Genomic DNA, 22,540 nt, shown 5'->3' on the forward strand with positions numbered 1-22,540 from the left:
GATGATCCACAGCCTCACCCTGTCCGACGTCCTGGCCGACCACGCCCGCAGCCGCCCCCGGGTCACCGCCGTGGTGGACGGGGACGTGCGGCTCACCTACCCCGAGCTGGACGCCCGCGTGACGCGGCTGGCCGACGCCCTGGCCGGGCGCGGCGTGGCCGCCGGTGACCGGGTGATGTGGCTCGGCCAGAACTCGCACGCCGTGCTGGAGCTGCTGCTGGCCTGCTCCCGCCTGGGCGCGGTGCTCTGCCCGGCCAACTGGCGGCAGTCGGCGGACGAGCTGCGGTTCGTCCTGGCCGACCTGGCGCCGAGGGTCGTCGTCTGGGAGCACTCCGACACCGCCGCCGAGCTGGCCGACGAGGCGACGTGGGTGCGCGCGGGCGAGGCGTACGAGGAGCTGGTCGCCGGGGGCTCGCCGCGCGAGTTCCCGCAGGTGGACGACGCCGAGCCGGTGCTCGCCCTCTACACCGCCGCCTTCGGTGGCCGGCCCGGCGCCGCCCTGCTCAGCAGCGCCGCCCTGGTGGCCCACAGCGCCACGCTGCTCGTCGTACGGCAGATGGAGCCGGGGTTCACCTTCCTCAACGACGGGCCGCTCTTCCACGTCGGGACGATGATGTTCTGCCTGGCCACCCTCCAGATCGGCGGCACGAACGTGTTCACGCCCGCCTTCGACGCCGAGGAGGTCTGCCGGCTGGTCGACGCCGAGCGGGTGACGCAGGCGTTCCTGTTCGGGCCGATGATCGACGCGGTCGCGGCGGCGAACGCGGGCGGCAAGTACGACCTGTCCTCGCTGCGCTTCGTCGCCCACTCCGCCGAGTGGGACGACATGATCACCGTGGACGACTCGCCCTGGTGCCGCTCGAAGATGGGCGGGTACGGGCAGACGGAGGTGGGCGGCATGCTCACCTTCCTCGGGCTGGCCGAGGGCGGCGCGGGGTTCGCGGGACGGCCGTCGCCGCTGGTCCAGGTGCGCCTCCTGGATCCGGAGGGCGTGGAGGTGCCGGTGGGCGAGGTGGGCGAGATCTGCGCGAGGGGCAAGACCCTCTTTTCCGGATATTTCGCCCGGCCCGACTTAAATGCGGAGAAGTCGCGGTACGGCTGGCATCACACCGGCGACCTCGGCCGCCGCGAACCCGACGGCACCATCACCTTCATCGGCCCGCGGCTCCGCATGATCAAGTCGGGCGCCGAGAACATCTACCCGGCCGAGGTCGAGCGCGCCCTCAGGACCCACCCGGCGGTCGCCGACGCCGCGGTGATCGGCGTGCCCGACCCCCGCTGGCACCAGGCGGTCAAGGCGGTGGTCGTGCTCAGGCCGGACGCCGCCGCCACGCAGGAGGACCTGGTCGCGCACGTCCGGGGTGAGCTGGCGGCGTACAAGAGGCCGCGGGAGGTGGTGTTCGCCGACGCCATCCCCAAGCAGGGATTCACCCCCGACTACGACGCCCTCGACGCCGCGTACGGCGGCGGCAACTACCCGGGCGCCTGACCCGCGAGCCCGGCCGCCCGGTGCGGGCCGGGCCGCACAGGAAGCCCGGCCTCCAGGTGGGCGAGCGCCCTGTCCAGCTCGGCGGGGCCGTCCATGGCCGGGTTGCGGACCCGTTCGAACCACAGGGCCACCATCACGCCCGTGACGGCACCCGTGACATTCCTGATCCGCGCGCTCACTCGTCGGAGATCGATGGATATTGCTAGGCAACTCTTATTTGAGAGTTTACTCTCAGAATTATGCGACTTCCCATCGAACGTCCCACGGAATGTCCCTTCGATCCCCCGGCCGGGCTGGCGGGCCTTCCGGCGATGAGCCGGCTGGAGTTCGCCGACGGCCATCTCGGCTGGCTGGCCACCACGGCCGAGGCGGCCCGCGCGGTGCTGGGCGACCCCCGGTTCAGCGCCCGGCAGGAGCTCAAGCACCGGGCCGCGCCCGGAGGCCCCGCCGGGCTCGGCGTCCCCGCCCCGCCGGGCTTCTTCGCGGCCCTGGACCCGCCGGAGCACACCCGCTACCGCCGGCTGCTCACCGGCCGGTTCACGCTGCGCAGGATGCGCCTGCTCGAACCGCGGATCGAACGCATCGCCGCCGACCACCTCGACGCCATGGCCGCCGCCGGGCCGCCGGCCGACCTCGTGACGGCGTACGCGCTGCCGATCCCGTCGCTGGTCATCTGTGAGCTGCTCGGCGTCCCGTACGCCGATCACGGCCGGTTCCAGGAGCTCAGCGCCCGGCTCGTCACCTTCGGCGCGGACGGCGCGGGGGCGCTCGCCGAGCTGACCGGCTACCTGCGCGACCTGGTCCGCCGCAGGCGCCTGGAACCGGACGGCGGCCTGATCAGCGACCTGACCGGCGAGCTCGACGACGACGAGCTCGCCGGGCTCGCGGTGATCCTGCTGGTGGCGGGCCACGAGACCACGGCCAACATGCTGGCACTGGGGGTGTTCGCGCTGCTGGAGCGCGGGTGCGCGTACGAGGAGGGCGCGGTCGAGGAGCTGCTGCGCTGGCTGTCGATCCTGCATCTCGGCGCGCCGTCCAGAGCCGCGCTGGAGGACGTGGAGGTGGCGGGCGTGACGGTCAGGGCGGGGGAGACCGTGGCCCTGTCCCTGCCCGTGATCAACCGCGACCCGGCCGTGTACGCCGACCCCGACCGGCTGGTCCCGGACCGTCCCGAGGCGCGCCGCCACCTGGCCTTCGGGCACGGCGTGCACCAGTGTCTCGGCCAGCAGCTCGCCAGGATCGAGCTGCGGATCGGCTACCGGGCGCTGTTCGAGCGCTTCCCCGGCCTGCGCCTGGCCGTGCCGGCGGCCGAGGTGCCGGTCAAGCACGACGCCTCGGTGTACGGCGTCAGGAGCCTGCCCGTCACCTGGTGACCGGGCGCGCTCACAGGACGGCGAGCGGGGTGATCGGGCTGCCGGTGCCTCCCTCGATGCGCAGCGGCGCGGCCATGAAGACGAACTCCGTCCGCCCGGCCGCGCCCAGCTCTTCGAGCCACAACATCTCGACCAGGTGGACGCCGTGCCGGTGGAGCAGGATGAGGTGCAGGTCGTCGGCGGCGCACTCGTCGGCGAGCTGACGTTCGTTCAGGCCGCCCACGGCGGCGTTGTCGCAGGCCACCGCCGACACGTCCTGGGCGGCCAGCCAGGCGCCGGCCTCCGCCGACAATCCCGGCTGCCCCGCCCAGTACTCCTCGCGCGACCGCTGCCACACCAGCGGCCATCCCGTACGGACCACCGCGACGTCGCCGGGGCGCGGCGTGGCGATCTCCTGGAGCAGCCCGGCGGGGATCCGGAAGTCCGCCGGCAGGTGGTCGAGCCCGAGCCGCCGGGGCACGTCGAACAGCACTCCCCTGGCCACCACGCCGCCGACGTGCTCGATCCCGCACCTGGTGGCGCCGTAGGAGCGGACGCGGGCGGCCGGATGGCCGTTGTAGAGCCGGTCGCCGGTCCACATGTGGCACAGCGCGTCCATGTGGGTGGTGGTGCCGTGGTGGCTCACCAGCAGGGCGTCGTCGGCCACGCGCAGGCCGTCGCCGACCGGCCGCGCGCCCGCGGCGTAGTCGCCGCCGTCCACGGACATGAAGTGCTGCGGCAGCGGGCGGCCCCGCAGGTGGGGGACGGTCGTGGGGGCCGCCGAGGAGGTGGCTCCCCTGATCGGCATGGCCAGGCTCAGCACCTCGCCGGTGACGGCGCTGCGCAGGGCCTCCAGGACGACGGCGGGGGTCAGCAGGTTGAGGGTGCCCCGCTGATCGTCTGGGCCGAATCGTCCCCAGTTGTTAGGCTCGTGCACCAAGTAAGCGCTCCCTTTCCTGCGGAGGTCTGATGTACTGCGATCCCCGGTTCTCCCGCGTACGCGAGGCGTTCGAGCGGAACTTCGCCGAGGGCGAGGAGCTGGGCGCCGCGGTGGCCGTCCACCTCGACGGCGAGCTGGTCGTGGACCTGTGGGACGGCGTCGCCGACCGGCACACGGGACGGGCCTGGGAGGCGGACACCCCGGCCTTCGCGTACTCGTGCACCAAGGCCGTGACGGCCACCGTGCTGCTGCGGCTCGCCGAGCGGGGGCTGGTGGACGTGCGGGCGCCGGTCGCCGACGTGTGGCCGGAGTTCGCCGCCGGAGGCAAGGACGCGGTCACGGTCGAGCACGTGCTGACGCACTCCTGCGGGCTGCCGGTGATCGAGACGCCGGTGCCGGTGGCGGAGTTCGAGGACCAGCCCGCCATCGCGGCCCGGCTCGCCGGCCAGACACCCCTGTGGGAGCCGGGGACGGCGCACGGGTACCACGCGCTGACGTACGGCTTCCTGGCCGGGGAGGTGGTGCGGCGGGTCACCGGGAAGTCGGTGGGCGAGCTGGTGGCGGCGGAGATCGCCGGGCCGCTGGGGCTGGACCTCTGGGTCGGCGCGCCCGACGACGTGATCCCCCGCGCCGCCCGCCTCAAGGCCCCTGCCCGCCCTCGCCCCGACCCCGAGAACCGTACTCCAGACACCCCGGCTCCCTCCGGCGGCGGGACCGGGCCCGGCACCGGTGGGGGGCGGGATCTGCTGGGCGAGATGAGCCGTGCGGTGCTCGATCCGGGCAGCCTGATGAACCGGGCGCTCGGCAACCCGGCCATCCGCCTGCTCGACGGCGGCGCGAACAACCCGGTGATCCTGCGCGCCGGATGGCCCGCCGCCGGGGTCGTCACCACCGCCAAGGGCCTGGCCGGGTTCTACCGCGCGCTGGTCGGCGGCGACCTGCTGAGCCCCGCGACCCTCCAGGACGCCCTGCGGCCCCGCGTCAGCGGCCCGGACCGCGTGCTGTTCATGGACACCGCGTTCGGGCTCGGCTACATGCGCCCGTCGTTCACGTTCCCGATGCCGTCGGCGACCGCGTTCGGCCACTCGGGGATGGGCGGCTCGCTCGGCCTGGGCGACCCCGCCCGCAACCTGGCCTTCGGGTACGTGATGAACCGGATGGCCGACAGCCTCACCGGCAACCTGCGCGGCCTGCGCCTGATCGAGGCCGTCTACCGCTCCCTGTGACCCCATGGCGCGCGTCACTGCATGGTCACGCCGCCGCTCACCGACAGCGTCTGGCCGGTGATGTAGGCGGCGCGGTCGGTGCACAGGTAGGCGATCAGCCCCGCGACGTCGGCGGGCGTGCCCAGCCGGCGCAGCGGGATCCCCTTGGCGATCTTGTCCACGAGCCCCGGCTCGGCCTCGGAGATCCGCCGGAGCATCGGGGTGTCGGTCGGCCCTGGGCAGACGACGTTCGAGGTCACCCCGCCCCTCGCGGCCTCCCGGGCGAGCGTCTTGGCCAGGCCGAACAGGCCCGCCTTGGTCGCCGCGTACGCGCCCTCGCCGCCCGACCCGGCCCTGGCGCCGTCGGAGGAGACGAACACCAGCCGTCCCCAGCCCCTGGCCGTCATGCCGGGCAGGAGCAGCTTGGTCATGAGCATCGGGCCGCGCAGGTTGACCTGCCACATGAGGTCCCAGTCCGCCGGGTCGCTCGCGGTGAACGGCCGCACGACCGACACCCCGGCGTTGTGCACGAGCACGTCCACCGGCCCGGCCTCGGCGCAGAACGCCTCGACGGAGGCGGGCGAGGCCAGGTCCACGGCCAGCGCCCGCGCCCCGGCCAGCGCCGCGGCCGTCCGGCGGGCGCCCGGCAGGTCCACGTCGGCGACGGTGACGCGGGCGCCGAGCGCGGCGAGGTCGGTGGCGACCGCCGTGCCGATCGCGCCCGCTCCCCCGGTGACGACGGCGACGCGGCCGTCGAGGCGCAGGCCGTCCATCACGTCCACGCCCGGACGAGGTCGGCCGCGGCGACGCGGGTGGCCAGCAGGCCGATCGTGTTGCGCAGGACGGCCTGCGCGTAGTCCTCGGGGATCCCGGCCACCGCGTCCCGCACCACCGTCACCCGGTAGCCGAGGTCGACCGCCTCCAGCGCCAGCCCCGGGATGCCCAGGTTGAGCGAGACCCCCATCGCGACCACCGACGAGACGCCGAGGGAGCGCAGCGTCATGTCCAGCGAGGTGCCGGTGAACGGCGAGAACCCGTGGTGCCGCCGGCTCTCCAGGTCGCCGTCCTCGCGCAGCTCGGGCAGCACCTCCACGGCGGCCGTGCCCTCCAGCATGTGCGCGGGGTCCTTGAGCAGGGAGACGATGAACGGGCAGTTGCCGGTGTGCGAGCCCGCCCGGTCCGGCCGGAAGGCGGCCGTGCAGTGGATCACCGGGAGCCCGGCCGCTCGGGCCGTGCGCAGGACGCGGGCGGCGTTGGGGACGACGTCGTGACGGGCACAGGCCGCCACCAAATCCGGAAATTTCGTGAGATCGCCGACGACCCCCCGCTGCATCTCCATCACCAGCACGGCCGACCGCTCCACCCGCACCCTCCGTCATTTAGCCGAGCGCTTGCTTGGGTTCGCTACAGCATAACACCGCCCCCACGGCCTCACCTTTCATCACAAACGGCGAAATTTCTCCAGACGTGACAACCCACACCCCGGGTGAGACCGTCGAATGCACGACGGCATGCCTGATGGGGGTTGGACTTGGTCCCTGGTTACCGTGAAGTTCGTCAGCTCGGCGCTGGCCGCACCGGCCGCGTGTTCCTCGCCACCTACCAGTCCACCGGCGCCTACGTCGCGATCAAGTACCTGAACGCCACCCTGCGCAGGGACCCCGAGTTCATGGACCGCTTCAGGGCCGACACCCATCAGCTCGTCGAGATCGACGACCCCAGCGTGGTCCGCATCTACGAGTACGTCGAGACCCCGGCGCGGGCCGCCGTCGTCATGGAGCTGGTGGACGGCGTCTCACTGCGCACACTGCTGGCCGAGCACGGCCGGACGCCCCCGGAGGCGGCCCTGGTGCTGCTCAAGGGCATCCTCGCCGCCCTGGCCGCCGCGCACGAGAAGGGCGTGCCGCACCGGGACGTCAAGCCGGAGAACGTCCTGGTCCAGGCGGACGGCACGAGCAAGCTGGCCGACTTCGGCGTGGTCGTGCACGCCGAGGAGCCGGGGGTGCCGGCGGGGAGCCCGGCGTACATGTCGCCGGAGTTGTGGACGCAGGGACGGGCGGGGCCGCCGGCCGACCTGTACGCGGCGGCCTGCGTGCTGTTCGAGGCGGTCAGGGGGCGGCCGCCCTACCGGGCGTACAAGGAGGGCGGGGACGGCGAGCAGGACGTCGCGGCCCTGCGGGAGCTGCACCTGACGGACCCGGTGCCGCTGGAGGTGGTCCCGGACGCCCTGCGCGACCTGCTCAGGCGCGGGCTGGCGAAGGACCCGGCGGCCCGGTACGCCTCGGCCCGGCAGTTCGCCGCCGAGCTGGAGGAGGACGCCGTCGCCGGGTACGGGCCCGACTGGGAGCAGCGGGGCCGCCGCCGGCTCGCCGAGCTGGCCACGCTGCTGGCGCTGCGCTTCCCGCTGGCGGCCAGGACCGAGCGGGACGCCCGCGCCCCGGCCGGGATCCGCGGGCGGGCGGTCCGGCTGCCCGCGCTGCCGCCGCACCTGTGGGTGGCGGGCGCGACGGTGGTCGCCGTGGCGATCGCGCTCGTGATCTCCGGCGGACGGCTGTCGCCGGGGGCGGGCACGATCCTGATGCCGCAGCCGAAGCCGTCGGGCGAGCTGAACCCGGCGCCGGTCGACGCCCACACGCCGACGCCCCGCAGGAGCACGCCCGCCACGTCCCGCGGCAGCGCGCCCCCGCCCGCCCCCACCGGCGGGCCGCACGTCTCCACCGGCCCGCCCGCGCCCACGAGTGCCGCGCCGCCGATTCCGCCGCCGATGCCGACGCGGGCGCAGAGCGGGAGCGCCCTGCCGCCGCCCGCCGTGCGGGAGGCGAGCATCGCGCGGTGGAGCGGTTCGGCGGGCGCGATCAGGGTGTCCGCGGACGGCACCGGGCCGGTGCGGCTGCGGATCGCGTACACGCGGCGGCTCGGCGACGGGCCGGTCACCACCGTGCGGCGGGAGACCCTCACGTTGCGCGGCAGCACCGCCTACACCAGCGGGGTCCGGCACGATCCCGGCAGCGTGGACTGCGGGGTGCGGGCCTACCTCGGGATCGTCGTCATGACCGAGCCGGCGGCGGTCAACGGGCCGCAGGTGAGCGAGGTCCCGGTGGACGGCCCCGCCTGCCCGACCCCACCGCCGACCCGCTCGGGACCGGCCACCCCGACCGGCACCGCGTCCCCGACCGGCGGGCAGCCCGTGGACCACCCGGCACCGGGGGCGACGTCGCCGGCCGGCGGGCAGCCCGTGGCACGTCCCACGCCGGGGATGACGTCCCCGGCGGCCGCGCTCCCGCCCACCCCGGCGGACTCCCCCTCAGGGGAGGGCGGGCTGGTGCCCGGCAGTCAGGAGCGGGAAGGCCGCTAGGAGCAGGGCCATGAGGGCGCAGCGCGCAGTGCAGGGGGGCGGGCGCGGTGGGCCGGTTCGGGGAGGCGGTGGCTCTTGTCGGGTAACCAAGCGTGCGCTAGCTTGGCAGCGATGAGCGGTGACACCTCCCCCACCGGCGCCGCAGGGGCGCGCGGCGAGCTGGTGATCCAGCGCTGCGTGTCCTGCGGCCGCCGCGGCTGCCTGCCCGAGCCGTCGTGCCCGTCCTGCGGCGGCGGCGAGCTTGCCGCCGAGCCCGCCAGGGGCACGGGGACGGTCCACACGTTCACCGTCGTGCACCGGTCGTTCGCGCCCGGTTACCGGGGGCGGGAGCCGTACGTGCCGGCGTGGGTGGACCTGGACGAGGGTGTGCGCGCGTTCGGGCACGTCGTGGGGTGCGCGCCGGAGGAGGTCCGCGTCGGGATGCCGGTGCGGGTGACGTTCGTGGACGATCTGCCGCATTGGAGGCCCGTGTGAAGCTCGGCAACGTGCTCATCCCCGTAGCCGACCTGGACGAGGCGATCGCCTTCTACGGCCTGCCGGTGAAGTTCAGGGACGGCGACAGGTTCGCCGCGCTGGACGGCGGCGGCGTCACCGTGGCGCTGGCCGGTCCCGCCGAGCACGTCACCGCGTCGGCGGCGCCGTCGTACAAGGTGGACGACGTGGCGGTGACGGTGCGCGAGATGGCGGCCCGCGGGGCCGAGGTGGTGCGCGCGCCCGAGGACGGGCCGCACGAGAGGCGGGCCGTGCTGCGCGACCCCTCAGGAAACACGTTCGTGCTCTACTCGCCCCTCTGACCTGGAGGCACCCCCATGGCGCGATCACCCTACGGCAACTACGGCCACGCGATCCTGACCGCGGGAGCGCTGCGCACGCCCGACCGGGTGGCGCTGACGTACTGCGGCGAGCGGAGCTTCACCTACGACGAGCTGAACCGGGCCGTCAACCGCCGGGCGAACGCGCTGCTGGCGGCCGGGATCACCGCCGGGCAGCGGGTGGCGGCACTGCTCAACGAGACGCTGCTGGTCGCCGAGGTCTACCTCGCCCAGGCCAAGATCGGAGCGGTGACGGCGGCGCTCAACCCGTACTGGCCGGCCGAGACGCTGCGGGCGGTGGTGGCCGCCTCCGGCTGCACGGCCTTCGTGTACGACTCCACGGTCGCCGAGCTGGTCGACGGCATCAGGGACGCCCTCCCGGAGGTCACCACCTGGATCGACGCCGGCGAGCTGACCGGCGGCCAGGAGGAGGAACCGCCGCTGGGCGGCTTCCACGACGACCCGCTGGCCCTCTACTACACCTCCGGCACGACCGGCCTGCCCAAGGCCGTCGTGCACACCCACGCCTCCTCCCTGGCGACCGCCCAGATCTGGCTGGACGTGCCGCGCGGCCCCGACTCGGTGTTCGGCACCGGCGCGATCATCTGGGGCATCGGCTTCCCCGCCATCGTCGGCCCCGCCCTGTACGCGGGCATGCGCCTGGTGCTGGAGCAGGACTGGGGGCCGGCGAACTTCCTGCGCGTGGTGCCGCGCGAACGGGTCACGCACGTGTCGCAGATCCCGTCGTTCTACGCGGCGCTGCTGGGGACGTCCGAGCACGAGGGCGTGGACCTGTCGTCGATCCAGGTGATCATGCTGGGCGGCGAGCCGCTGACCGCGACCATGCTCGACCGGATCAAGGCCAGGCTGCCCGGGGCCGGGGTCTACTCCTACTACGGGCAGACCGAGGCGCCGTACACGTGCATGGGCCGCGTGGACGACGGCTCGACGCCGCTCGGGTCGTCCGGGCGGGCGCGCACGGGCAACGCCGTACGGATCACCGGCCCGTCCGGCGCCGCCGTGACCGGCGAGGTCGGCGAGATCAACCTGGCCGGGCCGCACCGCATGGCGGGCTACGACGGGACGGACGACCACGGCGTCCTGCGCGGCGAGTGGTACGTGGGCGGCGACCTCGGCACGTTGTCGGACGACGGCGTGCTGCGCGTCCTCGGCCGCCGCGAGGACTCCATACTCAAGCACGGCCAGTGGACGCAGCCGGCCACGATCGAGGAGGCCGTCTCGGCCCTGGACGGCGTGGCCGAGGCCGGCGCGGTGGGCGTGCCCGAGGGAGCGGCCGAGCAGCGGGTGCTGCTGGCGGTCGTGCCGCGCGCCGGGCAGTCGCTGGACGCCGCCAAGCTGTCGCTCGCCCTGGCCGACACGCTGCCGCCGCACCAGCGGCCCGACCACATCGTGGTGACCGGCGAGCTGCCGCACTCGCAGGACGCCTCCGGCGGCCCCGGCAAGCTGCTGCGCCGCCGGATCCGCGAGCAGCACGGGCACCTGCTCGGGTGAGCGCCCAGGAGCAGGGGAGCGGGGACGTCCACGGCGACGGGGAAAGCCACGACGTCCCCCGCGAGCACGAGGTCAAGGAGCTGGTCGCGGAGGCCGGGGTGCCGGTGCCGCGCGGGGTCGTGGTGCGCGACCTGGACTTCACGGCGGCCGGGGAGCTGGCCGAGCCGCTGGTGCTGAAGGCGTTCGGCCCGGGGCTGGTGCACAAGTCGGAGGCGGGGGCCGTCCGGCTCGGCCTGCGGGTGGACGGCCTCGCCGCGGCGGCCGCGGAGATGCGCTCCCGGCTGGACGTGGAGGGTTTCCTGGTCGAGGAGCAGGCGCCCGCCGGGGTGGAGCTGATCGTCGGGCTGGTCGGCGACCCGGGGTTCGGCCCGGTGCTGCTGACCGGGCTGGGCGGCGTCTGGACGGAGGTGATGCGCGACACGGCGCTGCGCCTCTGCCCGATCTCCGAGCGGGACGCGCGGCTCATGCTGGACGAGCTGCGCGGCGCGGCCCTCCTGCGCGGCCACCGCGGCAGCCCGCCCGTGGACGTGGCCGCCGTGGTCAAGCTGCTCATGACGGTCGGCGGCCCCGGCGGCCTGTGGGAACGGCTGGAACTGGGCGAGTTCGAGCTGAACCCGGTCATCGCCACCCCTTCCGGCGTGACCGCGGTGGACGCGCGCCACCTGCCCGGCCGGGCGCGCCCGCCCGCCGTCCGCGAGCCGGCGGACTTCCTGCCGCTCTTCGAGCCCCGCGCGGTGGCCGTCGTCGGCGCCTCGGCGAGCAGGCCGAACTTCGGGAACATGTTCCTCGACTTCTACCAGGCCGCCGGGGTGCCGCTGGTGGCCGTGCACCCGTCGGCCGCCGAGGTGGCGGGGGTGCCCGCGGTGCCGTCGCTGGCCGCCGCCGACGTGGACTACGCGCTGGTGGCGGTGCCCGCCGAGCGGTGCGCCGAGGTCGTGCGGCAGGCGTCGGGCATTCCGTACGTGCAGGTGATGAGCGGCGGGTTCGGCGAGGCCGGACGCGCGGACCTGGAACGCGACCTGGCCGAGGCCGCCCGCGCGGCGGGCACCCGGCTGCTCGGCCCCAACTGCATGGGCGTGTACTGCCCGCGCGGCCGGCAGACGTTCGTCGGCGGCGGCGTCGGACCGGCGGGGACGGTCGCGCTGATCTCGCAGAGCGGCGGCCTCGCAGGTGAGGTGATCAAGGTCGGGGAGCGGCGCGGGCTGGCGTTCAGCCGGGTCGTCACCGTGGGGAACGCGGCCGACGTGACCCCCGCCGAACTGCTGTCCTGGCTGGCCCGCGACCCCGAGACGCGGGCCGTCGGGCTCTACCTGGAGGACCCGCGCGGCGGCCGGGAGCTGCACGAGGCGCTGCGCGCGGCCGGGCTGCCGGTGGCGCTGCTGGTCGGCGGGCGCAGCTCGCAGGGACAGCGGGCGGCGCTCTCGCACACCGGCGGCATGCTGAGCGACCTGCGGGTGTGGGCGGCGGTCGCGGCCCAGACCGGCACGGCGCTGGTCTCCTCCCAGGACGACCTGATCGGCGTGCTGGCCTTCTTCCAGGCGCACGGCTCCCGCGTGACGGACGGCGACCGGGTGCTGGTGATCGGGCCGAGCGGCGGCGCGGGGGTGCTGGCCGCCGACGCGTTCGACCGGGCCGGCGTGCGGCTCGCCCCGCTGCCGGACGGCGCGCTCGACGGGCTCGGCCTGGCCGCCGCGGGCAACCCGCTGGAGGTGCCGGTGGGCCCGCGCGGGCGTCCCGGGCTGGTGCCGGAGGTGATCGAGGCGATCGTCCGGCGGGAGCCGTACGCGGACGTGGTCGCCCACGTGAACGTGCAGAGCTTCTTCGCCTACGGCGACGCGGCCGAGCCCCTGTACGCCTACGCGCGGGCCCTGGCCGGCGCGCAGGAGGCGCTGCCGCACGTCAGGATCACGCTCGTGACCAGGAACGGCGAGTGCGCGCCCGCGGGCGTGGAGGACGAGGTACGGCGGATCGCGGCGGCGGCGGGCGTCCCCGTCTACCGCTCCATGGAGGCGGCCGCGGCGGCCGTCGCGGCAGGAGGTAGTCGTGGGACTGCTTGACGGCAAGGTCGCGCTGATCACGGGCGGGGCCAGGGGCATGGGCGAGTCGCACGTGCGCCTGTTCCTCGAGGAGGGCGCGCGGGTGGTCTTCGGCGACGTGCTGGAGGAGGAGGGCAAGGCGCTGGCCGCCGAGACCGGGGCCACGTACGTGCGGCACGACGTGCGCAGCCCGGACGAATGGCGGCGGGCCGTCGGCACGGCCACGGAGCTGCACGGCCGGCTGGACGTCCTGGTGAACAACGCCGGCATCCTCACCTACGGCCGCATCCAGGACATGGCCCCCGAGGACTTCGACCGGGTGATCGACGTGAACCTCAAGGGCACCTGGCTGGGGGTCAAGTCGGTGATCGACCCCATGAAGGCGGCCGGGCGCGGCGCCATCGTGAACATCTCCTCGATCGAGGGGTTCGTCGGGGCGGAGGGGTTGTCGGCGTACGCGGCCTCGAAGTTCGCGGTGCGTGGGCTTACCAAGTCCGCGGCGCGGGAGCTGGCCAGGTTCAGGATCCGGGTGAACTCGGTGCATCCGGGGGCGATCAACACGGCGATGGCGGTGAACCCGGACCTGATGGCCGAGGTGGACGCGGAGGCGTTCGTGAAGTCCATGGTCATCAAGCGGTTCGCGAAGCCGGTGGAGGTCTCGCACGTGGTGGCGTTCCTGGCCTCGGACCGGGCCAGCTACTGCACCGGGAGCGAGTTCACGGTGGACGGAGGGCTGCTGACGGGGGCCGGTTACTAGGGCTCCGCGGCACGACACGCGGCACTTTTCCTGTTAAATCACCCACCTTGGGCGCGCCCGACAGCTCGGTTGAGCTGCGGTTATGCGCCCGGTGATGTCTTTACCTGTTCTTGGGGTGTGCTTGACCTTGGTCACGAAGCGGTAACCTCGCACCGCACGGAAGACTACAGGTTTCCGGTTTTGCCACACATGTCCCGGGTTACCCCCGTGTACCCCAGCATGTGCGGATAAATCCGGATCTTGACCGGAAGGTTCCCCCATACTTCCATGACGCCCGAGATGCAGAAGTACATCGACCTGCTGGAAAGCCAGCTCGGCTACTCCGAGAAGGCCGGTGCGTACACCAAGTTCGGCGACTGGTACGGCAAGACCGTCGAGTTCGACGCCGACTACTCCGCCGCACCCTGGTGTGACATGTACCTCTCCTGGGCCGCGCACAAGCTCGGCTACCAGGAGTGGATCGGGCAGTTCGCCTGGACCGTACGGCACGCCGAATGGTTCAAGGCCCAGGGAGCCTGGGGGAAGACGCCCAAGCCCGGCGCGTTCGTCTTCTACGACTGGAGCGGCACCGGGAAGATCGACAACATCGACCACGTCGGCATCGTCACGCGGGTCGAGGGCGACACGATCTTCACCATCGAGGGCAACATCGACGGCGGCGTCGCCAAGCGCAAGGAGCGCGACACCAGCAAGGTCGTCGGCTACGGCTACCCCGAGCGCATCAAGGCCCGCCTCGACGAGGAGGCGGCCCAGAAGCGGGCCGACGAGCAGGCGGCGACGCCCGCCAGGCCCGGCACCGACGTGGGAACGCTCCAGCTTCCCGCCGACTCGCTCAGCTCCCTGATCCCGCACGTCGAGCAGGAGCGCGCCGCCGAGGTCCCGCTCGCGGCGCGTCCGAAGGCCAAGTCCGACGAGCCGGCCAGGACCACGGCGTCCTCGACTCCGGCGTCGCCCGCCGCGCCCTCGGCGTCCGCCTCGCCCGCGACGGGGGCGGCGCCCGTGCCGACGGCGGCGGCCGGCAGGTCGGGACAGAAGTCCAAGCACGCCAAGGCGACGACCGCCGACACCACGTCGGCCACCGCCGAGCCCCTTCCCGCGCTCGTGGACGCCTCCTCGCCCGGCTCGCTGTCCACGATCGGCTCGCCGTCGCTGGTGGGGTCCGCGCTGATCGCCGCCCTGGCGCTGGTCGCCCTGGCGAAGACCCGCCAGGGCCGCCTCCGCCCGGCGACCGCCGCGAAGGCCGCCCGCGTACGCGCCGCCTCCGCGCCGAGCCTCTCCACAGGGGAAGGCGTCACCCTGCGCACCGCCGCGCTGAGCGTCACTTCGGCGGAGAGCACCTCTGCGGGCGTCGTCGCGGGCATCGCCGTGCCCGTTCCCGTGCCCGTCGCCGTGCCTCTTCCCGGGACGCGTTCCAGGCGCGGCACCCACGCCGCCCCCTCACGCCACCGGCGTCGCCGCCGTCCCGCGGAGACGCGCCACGAACACACCCGCCCGTCCCCGCGGCGGACCACCGCCGAGCCCTTCGAGCTCACCACCCCTTCCGGCACGGGCTCCGAACGCGCGGCCGCCTCTCACGAGACCGGTCAGGGCGACCGCTTCGAGCTTGGCACGGGCTCTTTCGAGGCCGGCCGGAGCCGCACCGTCGAGTTCGCCGCCCCCGTCCCCGAGTTCGACCACGCGGGCGGCGCGGAGCTCGCGGCCGGTGTGGACGCGTTCGAGGCGTTCACCGACCGGACGGCCCCGCCGCGGCGGCTGGACAGCGCCTCGTTCCGGCCCGCCCCCGACACGGCGCCCTTCGAGCCCATGTTCGACACCGGCCCGATGGTGCCGATCTCGCTTCCCCCGGCGACAAGCACGTTCAGCGCCTTCTCCCCCGGCCCTCGTCCCGGGGCCGAGGTGGCCGCCCGGACGAGGACGACGCCGCGGGCCGCCCAGGCGTCCGGGATCGGCGCGACCTACCAGGGCCGTCGGCGCCGCAGCGAGCCGCTCCCGGACACCTACGCCTCCGAGCACGTCTTCTTCATGGACGAGTTCACCGCCGACTCCGTCCCGCGCGGCCGCCGGCACCGTCGCGCCGCCACGACGGTCCCGCAGCAGCCGCGGAGCCTGCACCAGGAGTCCGGCGGCACGAGCACCGTCGACGCCTTCGTCCAGGACGCCCCCCTGCGCGGCCGCCGTCACCGCACCCCCACCCGCGAGATCGTCAGCACCCCCGACTGGGGGCGTCAGCCCGCCTGAGAACGACCGGGCGGGGTCAGGCCACGTCGTACTCGGCGGCGAAGGCGGCCAGGCGGGTGACCGCGTCCCGGCTGCGCGTCCACGGCCGGACGATCAGCCGTTCCACCCCCAGCTCCGCCCAGGCGGCCACCTCCCCGGGAGAGCCCAGCGCGTACGCGTGCGCCGTGACCGGCACCCCCGCCCCCAGCCGCGCCACCTGCGGCCTGATGGACTCGATCGTGTGCGGCATGCTGATCCACCCGTCGCACAGCCGGGACGCCCGGCGCAGCGCCGCCGCCGACTCCCCGCCGGCCAGCACCGGTAGCCGCCCCTGCACGGGCTTGGGCTCGAAGGCGACCTCGGGGAACCGGTAGAACCGTCCGGAATGGGCGACCACGGGTTCGGTCCAGAGCCGCCGGACGACCTCGATGACCTCGTCCAGGCGGGCGCCGCGGGTCTCGAAGGGCAGCCCGGCCGCCGCCCACTCCCCGCGGTACCAGCCCGCGCCCACGCCGCAGATCGCCCGTCCGTCCGACACCACGTCCAGGGTGGCGAAGGCGCGGGCCGAGACGAACGGGTGGCGCAGGGCCAGCAGGTGCACGGCGGTGCCGAGCCGGACGCGGGTGGTGAGCCCGGCCAGCCAGCACAGGTAGGCCGGGGCGTCGAACAGCGGGGTCGTCGGCCTGATGCCGGGGTCCTCGGTGCCCGGGTAGACCGCGAGCGACAGGTCGGTGGCGAACACCAGGTGCTCGGGCAGCCACACCGACTCGAACCCCAGCTCGTCGGCGGCCACGGCCACGTCCTTCCAGGCGTCCGGGTGCAGCAGCCCCAGCGGCACGCCGTACTTCACGGGTACCTCCGCAGGTCGCGGGTGCGCAGGCAGGCGCGGACGTGTCGGCGGTGGGCGGCGGTGGTGCCGTGCGCGGCCGACAGCGACCAGGCCCGCGCGAGCCAGAACCGCAGGTCCAGCTCCTCGGTGTAGCCGATCGCGCCGTGGGTCTGCAGGGCGACCCGGGCGGCCAGCGTCGCCGCCTCGCCCGCCGCGGCCTTGGCGGCGCTCGCGTCCCGTCCGGCCGTGGGCGCGCCCCCGTCCACGGACAGCGCCGCGCGGTGCACCAGCGGCGCGGCGAACTCGACGGCGACCGCCACGTCGGCGAGCTGGTGCCGGACGGCCTGGAAGGACCCGATCGCCGCGCCGAACTGCCTCCTGACCCCCGCGTACGACACCGAGACCGCGAGCAGCTCCCGCGCGACCCCGACCAGCTGGGCGGCCGTCGCCACCGCGACGGCCCGCGCCGCGAGCGCCACCCGGTCCGCGCCGGGATCATCATGTCCCGGCGCATCGAAGGCGACGTCGAACATCGGCCGGCACGGATCCACCCCCGGCACGGCGGTGAGCCGCGCCTCGTGCCCCGGCAGCACCCGCACCCCCTCCCCCGCACGCGCCACGACCAGCACGTCGGCGAGATCGGCGTCGGCCATGTACGCCTCCCCCGGCAGCAGCACCCCGACGCACACCCCGCCCGCGGCCAGCTTGGACAACCCGGGCGTCAGGAACGCCGCCGCCACCGCCGTCTCGACCACCGGCCCCGGCAGGCAGGCCCGCCCGGTCTCCTCGACGGCGGGCAGCACGTCGGTCAGCCCGAGCCCGAGCCCGTCGAGCTCGGGCGGCAGGAGCAGCCCGAAGAACCCCAGCTCGGCGAGCCGGTCCCAGGCCGGACGGCGTTCGGTCCGCAGCGCGCCGGGCGGGCAGTGCGCCCGCAGCACGTCGCGTACGGTCGCCCCCAGGGCGAGTTGCTCGTCGGTGAAGGCGAAGTGCATGAGGGCGACTCCAGGGGGGTCATCGGGGCAGGCCCAGGACACGCTCGGCGATGATGTTGCGCTGGATCTCGTTGGTGCCCGCGTAGATCGGCCCGGCCAGCGAGAACAGGAAGCCGTCCAGCCAGGCCGTCCCGCCGGCGCGGTCGCCGAGCAGTTCCATGGCCAGCTCGTGCATGCGCAGGTCCAGCTCCGACCAGAACACCTTGCCCATGCTGGCCGCCGCCCCGATCTCGGCCCCGGCCATGATCCGGCGGGCGGTGGCGAAGGTGTGCAGCCGGTACGCCTCGGCCGCCGTCCAGCAGCGCGCGGCCCGGTCGGCGAGGGCGGGGTCGGCGTCCCGGGCCAGGTCGAGGAGGCGGTCGGCGGTGGCGAGGAAGCGGCCGGGGCTGCGCAGGGTCAGGCCGCGTTCGGAGGAGGTGGTGGACATCGCGATCCGCCAGCCGTCGCCGGGCTCGCCGAGCACCATGGAGTCGGGCGCGAACACCCCGTCGAAGTGCAGCTCGGCGAACCCGGGCAGGCCGTCGAGCTGGGCGATCGGCCGGACGGCGACCTCGTCCAGGGGGAACAGGAAGTACGTCAGGCCCTTGTGCCGCGCGCCGGAGGTGCGGAAGAGGCCGAAGCCGTGGGAGGCGTGGGCGGCTCGGGAGCTCCAGGTCTTGTGGCCGTACAGGAGCCAGCCGCCGTCGGTGCGTTCGGCGCGGGCGGTGAGCGCGGCGAGGTCGCTGCCGGCCTCGGGCTCGGACCAGGCCTGCGCCCACACGTCCTCGGCGGTCGCCATCCGGGGCAGCCAGCGCCGCCGCTGCTCTGGGGTGCCGAACCGCATGAGGCTGGGGGCCAGGAGGAAGATGCCGTTCTGGCTGACCCTGGCGGGGGCGCCGGCGGCCCAGTACTCCTCCTCGAAGATCAGCCATTCGATCAGGGACGCGGCCCGGCCGCCGTACTCGCGGGGCCAGGAGACGACCGACAGCCGCTCGCCGGCCAGCAGCGCCTCCCAGGCGCGGTGGGCCCGGAAGCCTTCGTCGGTGTCCATCGGCGGGAGCCGCTCGGGCACGTGGGCGGCCAGCCAGTCGCGAACCTCGGCGCGGAAGTCCAGCTCGGCCGGGGAGAAGTCGAGATCCACGAAACCAAACTAGCGCACGCTTGGTCTACTGGCCAGGCCGCCGCCCGTCGGCCTAGTCTGGACGTCGTGCAGGGTCTTCTGCTCCGGCTGTCCACGCTCGACACCGACGCCGAGAGCGCGGTGCGGGTCATCGCCTACTTCGACTCGCTGGTGCGCGACCACGTGACCGTGCCCGTGCTGCTCGCGGCCACCGCGCGGCTGGCGCGATGTCCGGTCGGCCTGCACGACGCCACCGGCGGCCGGCGCCTCCGGACGGGCCCGGACGGCCGGGCCGCCGACGCGGAGACGCCAGGGGCCGGGAAGAAGGCCGGTGAGGGGGCGCGGGCCAGGGAGCTGAGCGGCGGCCTGGGCAGCGTGTGGATGGAACGCGAGGGCGTCCCCCACGGCCTCGACGACATCGTGCTCGAACGGTTCGCCGCCGCCGCCGAGCTGACCTTGGAACGCGCCGCCGCGCAGGCCCGCGAGGGCCAGGACCCGGCGCTGGTCGAGCTGGTGCTGTCGGCCGAGACCGGCGAGGCGGAACGGGCACGGGCGCTGCGGCTGCTCGGCTTCGTCCCCTCCACCCCACTCCAGGCCATGGCGTTCGCCCTGCCCACCGACCCGCTCCAGACCACGACGCCTGCTTCCCCCCACGACCCGCTCGCGGCCGGGTTGCGGGCGATGGGGCACCGCGTCCGTACGGCGCGGATCGGCGACACCCAGGCCGTGCTGGTGGCCACCACCGTCGAGGGCGAGCTGCCCGAGGGCGCCCGCGTGGGCATCGGCCCCGAGCTGCCCGGGTCGCACGCCGCCGAGTCGTGGGCCAAGGCCCGCACGGCGCTGCGCTTCACCGGCCCGCACGACCGGGTGGTGCGCTGGACCGAGCTCGGCGCGCTCGCGCTGTTCGCCGACCTGCCCGGCCCGGCCGTCGCGGAGCTGGCCGACGTGCGGGCGATGGCGCGGCTGGGCGAGGACCACCTGCTCGCGGTGCGCGCGCTGTGCTCGGCCGGATCGGTCCGCGCCGCCGCCACCGGGCTGCACCTGCACCACAGCTCGATGGCGGGCCGCATCACGCGGGCGGAGTCGGTGCTGGGCTTCTCCCTCGCCGACCCGGCCGGACGCCTGCGCGCCCACCTCGCCCTGGCCCTGCTGCGCCTCCTTGCGAACACCCCCACCGCTACAGGCGGTACGCCCGCCTGAGCGCGGCCAGCCGGGTCTCCCGCGCCCGCCTGCTCAGCGGGGTGTCCGGCACCATGACGTCGAACCCGTGGAACGCCCCCGGGTAGAGGTGGAACTCGGTGGACACCCCGGCCCGCGCGAGCCGCTGGGCGTAGTCGATGTCCTCGTCCCTGAACACCTCCAGCTCGCCCACGTCGACGAACGCGGGCGGCAGCCCCGACAGGTCCTCGGCCCGCGCCGGCGCCGCGTACGGCGGGACGTCCGGCCCGCCCGCCCGGTCGCCGAGCAGGGCGGACCAGCCGTAGAGGTTCGCGGCCCGGTCCCAGACCACGGCCTCGGTGAACTCCAGGCTCGACGGGGTGGTGTTGCGGTCGTCGAGCATCGGGCAGATCAGCAGCTGGAGGACCACCTCGGGCCCGCCCCGGTCGCGAGCGAGCAGCACGGTCCCGGCGGCCAGCCCCCCACCCGCGCTGGCCCCGCCGACGGCCAGCCTGGCCGGGTCGATGCCCAGCTCTTCGGCGTTCTTGGCGGTCCACACCAGCCCCGCGTAGCAGTCCTCGACCGGCGCGGGGTGCGGGTGCTCGGGCGCCAGGCGGTAGTCGACGGAGACCACGACGACGCCGAGCCGCTCGACGTAGTCGATCATCGTGGCCTCGTCCACCTCCGGTATGCCGACGATCATGCCGCCGCCGTGGATCCAGTAGAGGCCGGGCCGGCCGGCGCCGTCCTGCGCGGGGCGGTAGACGCGGACCCGGATGTCCGGTTCGCCGTCGGGGCCGGGAACATGACGGTCCTCGATCCGCACCTCGGTCTGGGCGGGCGGCGTGGCGGCCAGCATCGCGTGGATCTGGGCCCGGTGCCCGGCCAGCTCCTCGGCGTCGAGCGCCGTCACGTCGAACGCCGGGAACGGCGCGCTCTCCAGGGCGGCACGCAGGTCGGGATCGAGGTTGGGGTGGAACGCCATGCGGACTTCCTTCCACGGAGGGGGCTTGCCGTACCCCTCGATGGTCGGACGCCGCGCGAGGGTGCGGCAACCGCCATCCGGCTGCCGTTGCGCGCGCGACACCCGCCGTCCGGCGACCTCAGTCGAGGTCGATCGGGGTCAGCCCAGCAGGGCGACGACCTGTTCGGCCAGGGGCGCGGCGCTGGCCGGGTTCTGGCCGGTGACCAGCCGGTCGTCCACGACGACCTGCGGCTGCCAGTCGGGGGCGGGCTCGTGCCGGGCGCCGCGCTCGGTCAGCGCGTCGGCCAGCAGGAACGGCACCACCCCTGCCACGCCTCGCACGGTCTCCTCGCTGTTGGTGAAGACGGCCACCCGCCGCCCGTCCACCAGGTGGGAGCCGTCGGACAGGGTCAGGCCGACCAGCGCGGCCGGGCCGTGGCAGACCGCCGCGACCACGCCGCCGCGCTCGTAGATCTCGCGGCCGACCCGGGCCACGTCGGGGTCGGCGGGGAAGTCCCACATGGTGCCGTGGCCGCCGGCGTACAGGACGGCGTCGTAGGCCGAGGCGTCCACGCCGGAGAGCATGGCGGTGTCGTCGTCCAGGCCGGTGGCGAGGAAGGCGGCCTGCGCCGGGTCGTCCGGGTCGTGGCCGTCGCGCGGCGGCCGGCCGCCGGCGATGCTGGCGACGTCCACCTCGTAGCCGGCCTTGGTGAAGATCTGCCAGGGATGGGCCGCCTCGGGGACGTAGTATCCGGTACGCTCCACGCCGCCGAGGTCGTCGTGGCTGGTCAACACGATCAGGATGCGCTTGCTCATGCGTTCGAGCATGGCTGGGAAGCCCCATCAGCAGCAAATAGCGGAATATCGGCGGTGGCATCAGAATACTGATATGTCGCCTCTCTCGCTGGACCTGCTGCGGACCTTCCTCGCCGTCCACAGGACCGGCTCCATCACCGCCGCCGCGCAGACCCTCGGCCTCTCACAGCCCGCGGTGACCGCCCAGGTCAAGACGCTGGAGGCGACGCTCGACCGGCCGCTGTTCAACCGGCTGCCGCGCGGCGTCGCGCCCACCCCCGCCGCCGACGAGCTGGCCCGCCGGGTCGCCCCCGCCCTCGACGCGCTGGAGGAGGTGGCCGGCTCGGAGCTGCCCTCGGACGAGGCCGTGCACCTGGGCGGCCCGGCCGAGTTCCTGTGCGAGGAGGTCATGCCGATCCTCGCCCCGCTCGTACGCGACGGGCTGCGGCTGCGCACCACCCTCGGCCTGGCCGACGACCTGCTGGCCGACCTCGCGGCCGGACGGCTCGACCTGGTGCTGTCCACGATCCGGCCCCGGGTGCGCGGTGTCCAGGCGGACCCGGTCTACGACGAGGAGTTCGTCCTGGTGGCGGCGCCGTCCGTGGCCCGCGCGCTGCCGCCCGGCCGGGTCGGGCCCAAGGAGCTGGCCGCGGTCCCCGTGGTGGCCTACGCCGAGAACCTGCCCATCGTGCGCCGCTACTGGCGGGCCGTCTTCGGGCGGCGGCCGTCGATGGCCGCGCAGGTCGTCATCCCGGACCTGCGCGGCGTGCTGAGCGCGGTGCGGGCCGGCATGGGCGTGTCCGTCCTGCCCGTGTACCTGTGCCGGCGTGACCTGGCCGAGGGCACGCTGGTCGTGCTGGCCGAGCCGGCGGAGCCGCCGATCAACACCGGCTACCTGGCCGTACGGTCGGGGGCGCCGGCCAGGCCGGCCGTGGGGCGGGTGCGGGCCCACCTGCTGGCGGCGTTCCGGGCGGCGCCGCCGTACTGAGGGCGAAGGTGGATGAGGTGCGATCACCTTGGGCATGCTG

The 22,540-nt window shown here is 74.6% G+C and carries 21 protein-coding genes; 12 read left to right on the top strand and 9 right to left on the bottom strand.

Going from position 1 to position 22,540, the window contains the following annotated elements:
* The first annotated feature begins 1 nt into the window (after position 1).
* Positions 2–1,489 (top strand): AMP-binding protein, encoded by a 1,488-nt coding sequence (locus ABZ459_RS43300; protein WP_357983977.1) that lies wholly within the window; start codon positions 2–4, stop codon positions 1,487–1,489.
* Here ABZ459_RS43300 and ABZ459_RS43305 read toward each other — a convergent pair.
* Positions 1,474–1,626: a hypothetical protein gene (locus tag ABZ459_RS43305; protein WP_357983981.1), complete on the bottom strand. Its 153-nt coding sequence runs from the start codon at positions 1,624–1,626 to the stop codon at positions 1,474–1,476. The two genes, ABZ459_RS43300 and ABZ459_RS43305, sit on opposite strands and share 16 nt — an antisense overlap.
* A gap of 102 nt (positions 1,627–1,728) precedes the next feature.
* Between ABZ459_RS43305 and ABZ459_RS43310 the strand changes: the two genes are divergently transcribed.
* Positions 1,729–2,862, top strand: a complete 1,134-nt coding sequence (locus ABZ459_RS43310; RefSeq protein ID WP_357983984.1) for a cytochrome P450 — start codon at positions 1,729–1,731, stop codon at positions 2,860–2,862.
* Between the two features lie 10 nt (positions 2,863–2,872).
* Here the strand turns inward: ABZ459_RS43310 and ABZ459_RS43315 are convergent, their stop codons facing one another.
* Positions 2,873–3,781, bottom strand: coding sequence for a cyclase family protein (locus ABZ459_RS43315; RefSeq protein WP_357983987.1), 909 nt, complete (start codon positions 3,779–3,781; stop codon positions 2,873–2,875).
* Positions 3,782–3,810: 29 nt separating this feature from the next.
* Here ABZ459_RS43315 and ABZ459_RS43320 point away from each other — a divergent pair, with 29 nt between their 5' ends.
* On the top strand, positions 3,811–5,007 hold the full coding sequence (locus ABZ459_RS43320) for a serine hydrolase domain-containing protein (protein ID WP_357983990.1): 1,197 nt from the start codon (positions 3,811–3,813) through the stop codon (positions 5,005–5,007).
* Between the two features lie 14 nt (positions 5,008–5,021).
* On the opposite strand, the gene ABZ459_RS43325 is transcribed toward ABZ459_RS43320, so the two are convergent.
* Both ABZ459_RS43325 and ABZ459_RS43330 read right to left on the bottom strand, forming a co-directional pair.
* On the bottom strand, positions 5,022–5,759 hold the full coding sequence (locus ABZ459_RS43325) for an SDR family NAD(P)-dependent oxidoreductase (RefSeq protein ID WP_357984133.1): 738 nt from the start codon (positions 5,757–5,759) through the stop codon (positions 5,022–5,024).
* Entirely contained in the window at positions 5,759–6,349 is a 591-nt protein-coding gene (locus ABZ459_RS43330) for an isochorismatase family cysteine hydrolase (RefSeq protein ID WP_357983993.1), read from the bottom strand. Before ABZ459_RS43330 ends, ABZ459_RS43325 begins: the two co-directional genes overlap by 1 nt.
* A gap of 168 nt (positions 6,350–6,517) precedes the next feature.
* Here ABZ459_RS43330 and ABZ459_RS43335 point away from each other — a divergent pair, with 168 nt between their 5' ends.
* The 7 genes from ABZ459_RS43335 to ABZ459_RS43365 all read left to right on the top strand — a co-directional run bounded on the left by ABZ459_RS43335 (position 6,518) and on the right by ABZ459_RS43365 (position 15,696).
* The gene (locus tag ABZ459_RS43335; RefSeq protein ID WP_357983996.1) at positions 6,518–8,341 is read left to right on the top strand and encodes a protein kinase; all 1,824 of its coding nucleotides are present in this window, start codon (positions 6,518–6,520) and stop codon (positions 8,339–8,341) included.
* A gap of 111 nt (positions 8,342–8,452) precedes the next feature.
* Positions 8,453–8,815, top strand: a complete 363-nt coding sequence (locus tag ABZ459_RS43340; RefSeq protein WP_357983999.1) for an OB-fold domain-containing protein — start codon at positions 8,453–8,455, stop codon at positions 8,813–8,815.
* Positions 8,812–9,135: a VOC family protein gene (locus tag ABZ459_RS43345; RefSeq protein ID WP_352319442.1), complete on the top strand. Its 324-nt coding sequence runs from the start codon at positions 8,812–8,814 to the stop codon at positions 9,133–9,135. Before ABZ459_RS43340 ends, ABZ459_RS43345 begins: the two co-directional genes overlap by 4 nt.
* Before the next feature lie 15 nt (positions 9,136–9,150).
* The gene (locus ABZ459_RS43350) at positions 9,151–10,665 is read left to right on the top strand and encodes a class I adenylate-forming enzyme family protein (protein WP_357984003.1); all 1,515 of its coding nucleotides are present in this window, start codon (positions 9,151–9,153) and stop codon (positions 10,663–10,665) included.
* On the top strand, positions 10,662–12,722 hold the full coding sequence (locus tag ABZ459_RS43355) for an acetate--CoA ligase family protein (RefSeq protein WP_357984006.1): 2,061 nt from the start codon (positions 10,662–10,664) through the stop codon (positions 12,720–12,722). Before ABZ459_RS43350 ends, ABZ459_RS43355 begins: the two co-directional genes overlap by 4 nt.
* On the top strand, positions 12,709–13,458 hold the full coding sequence (locus ABZ459_RS43360; RefSeq protein WP_357984009.1) for a glucose 1-dehydrogenase: 750 nt from the start codon (positions 12,709–12,711) through the stop codon (positions 13,456–13,458). Before ABZ459_RS43355 ends, ABZ459_RS43360 begins: the two co-directional genes overlap by 14 nt.
* A 267-nt stretch (positions 13,459–13,725) precedes the next feature.
* Complete coding sequence (locus ABZ459_RS43365) at positions 13,726–15,696, top strand: CHAP domain-containing protein (RefSeq protein WP_357984012.1); 1,971 nt, start codon at positions 13,726–13,728, stop codon at positions 15,694–15,696.
* Positions 15,697–15,712: 16 nt separating this feature from the next.
* On the opposite strand, the gene ABZ459_RS43370 is transcribed toward ABZ459_RS43365, so the two are convergent.
* The 3 genes from ABZ459_RS43370 to ABZ459_RS43380 are packed head-to-tail and all read right to left on the bottom strand — an operon-like array spanning position 15,713 to position 18,616.
* Positions 15,713–16,525 (bottom strand): TIGR03619 family F420-dependent LLM class oxidoreductase, encoded by an 813-nt coding sequence (locus ABZ459_RS43370; RefSeq protein ID WP_357984015.1) that lies wholly within the window; start codon positions 16,523–16,525, stop codon positions 15,713–15,715.
* Positions 16,522–17,496: an acyl-CoA dehydrogenase family protein gene (locus tag ABZ459_RS43375; protein WP_357984018.1), complete on the bottom strand. Its 975-nt coding sequence runs from the start codon at positions 17,494–17,496 to the stop codon at positions 16,522–16,524. The genes ABZ459_RS43370 and ABZ459_RS43375 overlap by 4 nt, the downstream gene beginning before the upstream one ends.
* Positions 17,497–17,515: 19 nt before the next feature.
* On the bottom strand, positions 17,516–18,616 hold the full coding sequence (locus tag ABZ459_RS43380) for an acyl-CoA dehydrogenase family protein (RefSeq protein WP_357984021.1): 1,101 nt from the start codon (positions 18,614–18,616) through the stop codon (positions 17,516–17,518).
* A 66-nt stretch (positions 18,617–18,682) separates the two neighbouring features.
* On the opposite strand from ABZ459_RS43380, the gene ABZ459_RS43385 reads away from it, so the two are divergent.
* On the top strand, positions 18,683–19,795 hold the full coding sequence (locus ABZ459_RS43385; RefSeq protein ID WP_357984025.1) for a helix-turn-helix domain-containing protein: 1,113 nt from the start codon (positions 18,683–18,685) through the stop codon (positions 19,793–19,795).
* Here the strand turns inward: ABZ459_RS43385 and ABZ459_RS43390 are convergent.
* Both ABZ459_RS43390 and ABZ459_RS43395 read right to left on the bottom strand, forming a co-directional pair.
* On the bottom strand, positions 19,773–20,738 hold the full coding sequence (locus ABZ459_RS43390) for an alpha/beta hydrolase (protein WP_357984028.1): 966 nt from the start codon (positions 20,736–20,738) through the stop codon (positions 19,773–19,775). The genes ABZ459_RS43385 and ABZ459_RS43390 overlap by 23 nt on opposite strands.
* A gap of 138 nt (positions 20,739–20,876) precedes the next feature.
* Positions 20,877–21,533 (bottom strand): type 1 glutamine amidotransferase domain-containing protein, encoded by a 657-nt coding sequence (locus tag ABZ459_RS43395; RefSeq protein ID WP_357984031.1) that lies wholly within the window; start codon positions 21,531–21,533, stop codon positions 20,877–20,879.
* A gap of 73 nt (positions 21,534–21,606) precedes the next feature.
* Here ABZ459_RS43395 and ABZ459_RS43400 point away from each other — a divergent pair, with 73 nt between their 5' ends.
* Complete coding sequence (locus ABZ459_RS43400) at positions 21,607–22,500, top strand: LysR family transcriptional regulator (protein ID WP_357984034.1); 894 nt, start codon at positions 21,607–21,609, stop codon at positions 22,498–22,500.
* Positions 22,501–22,540: the final 40 nt, after the last annotated feature.

Source organism: Nonomuraea sp. NPDC005692 (genome assembly GCF_040631115.1).
Lineage (GTDB): Bacteria > Actinomycetota > Actinomycetes > Streptosporangiales > Streptosporangiaceae > Nonomuraea.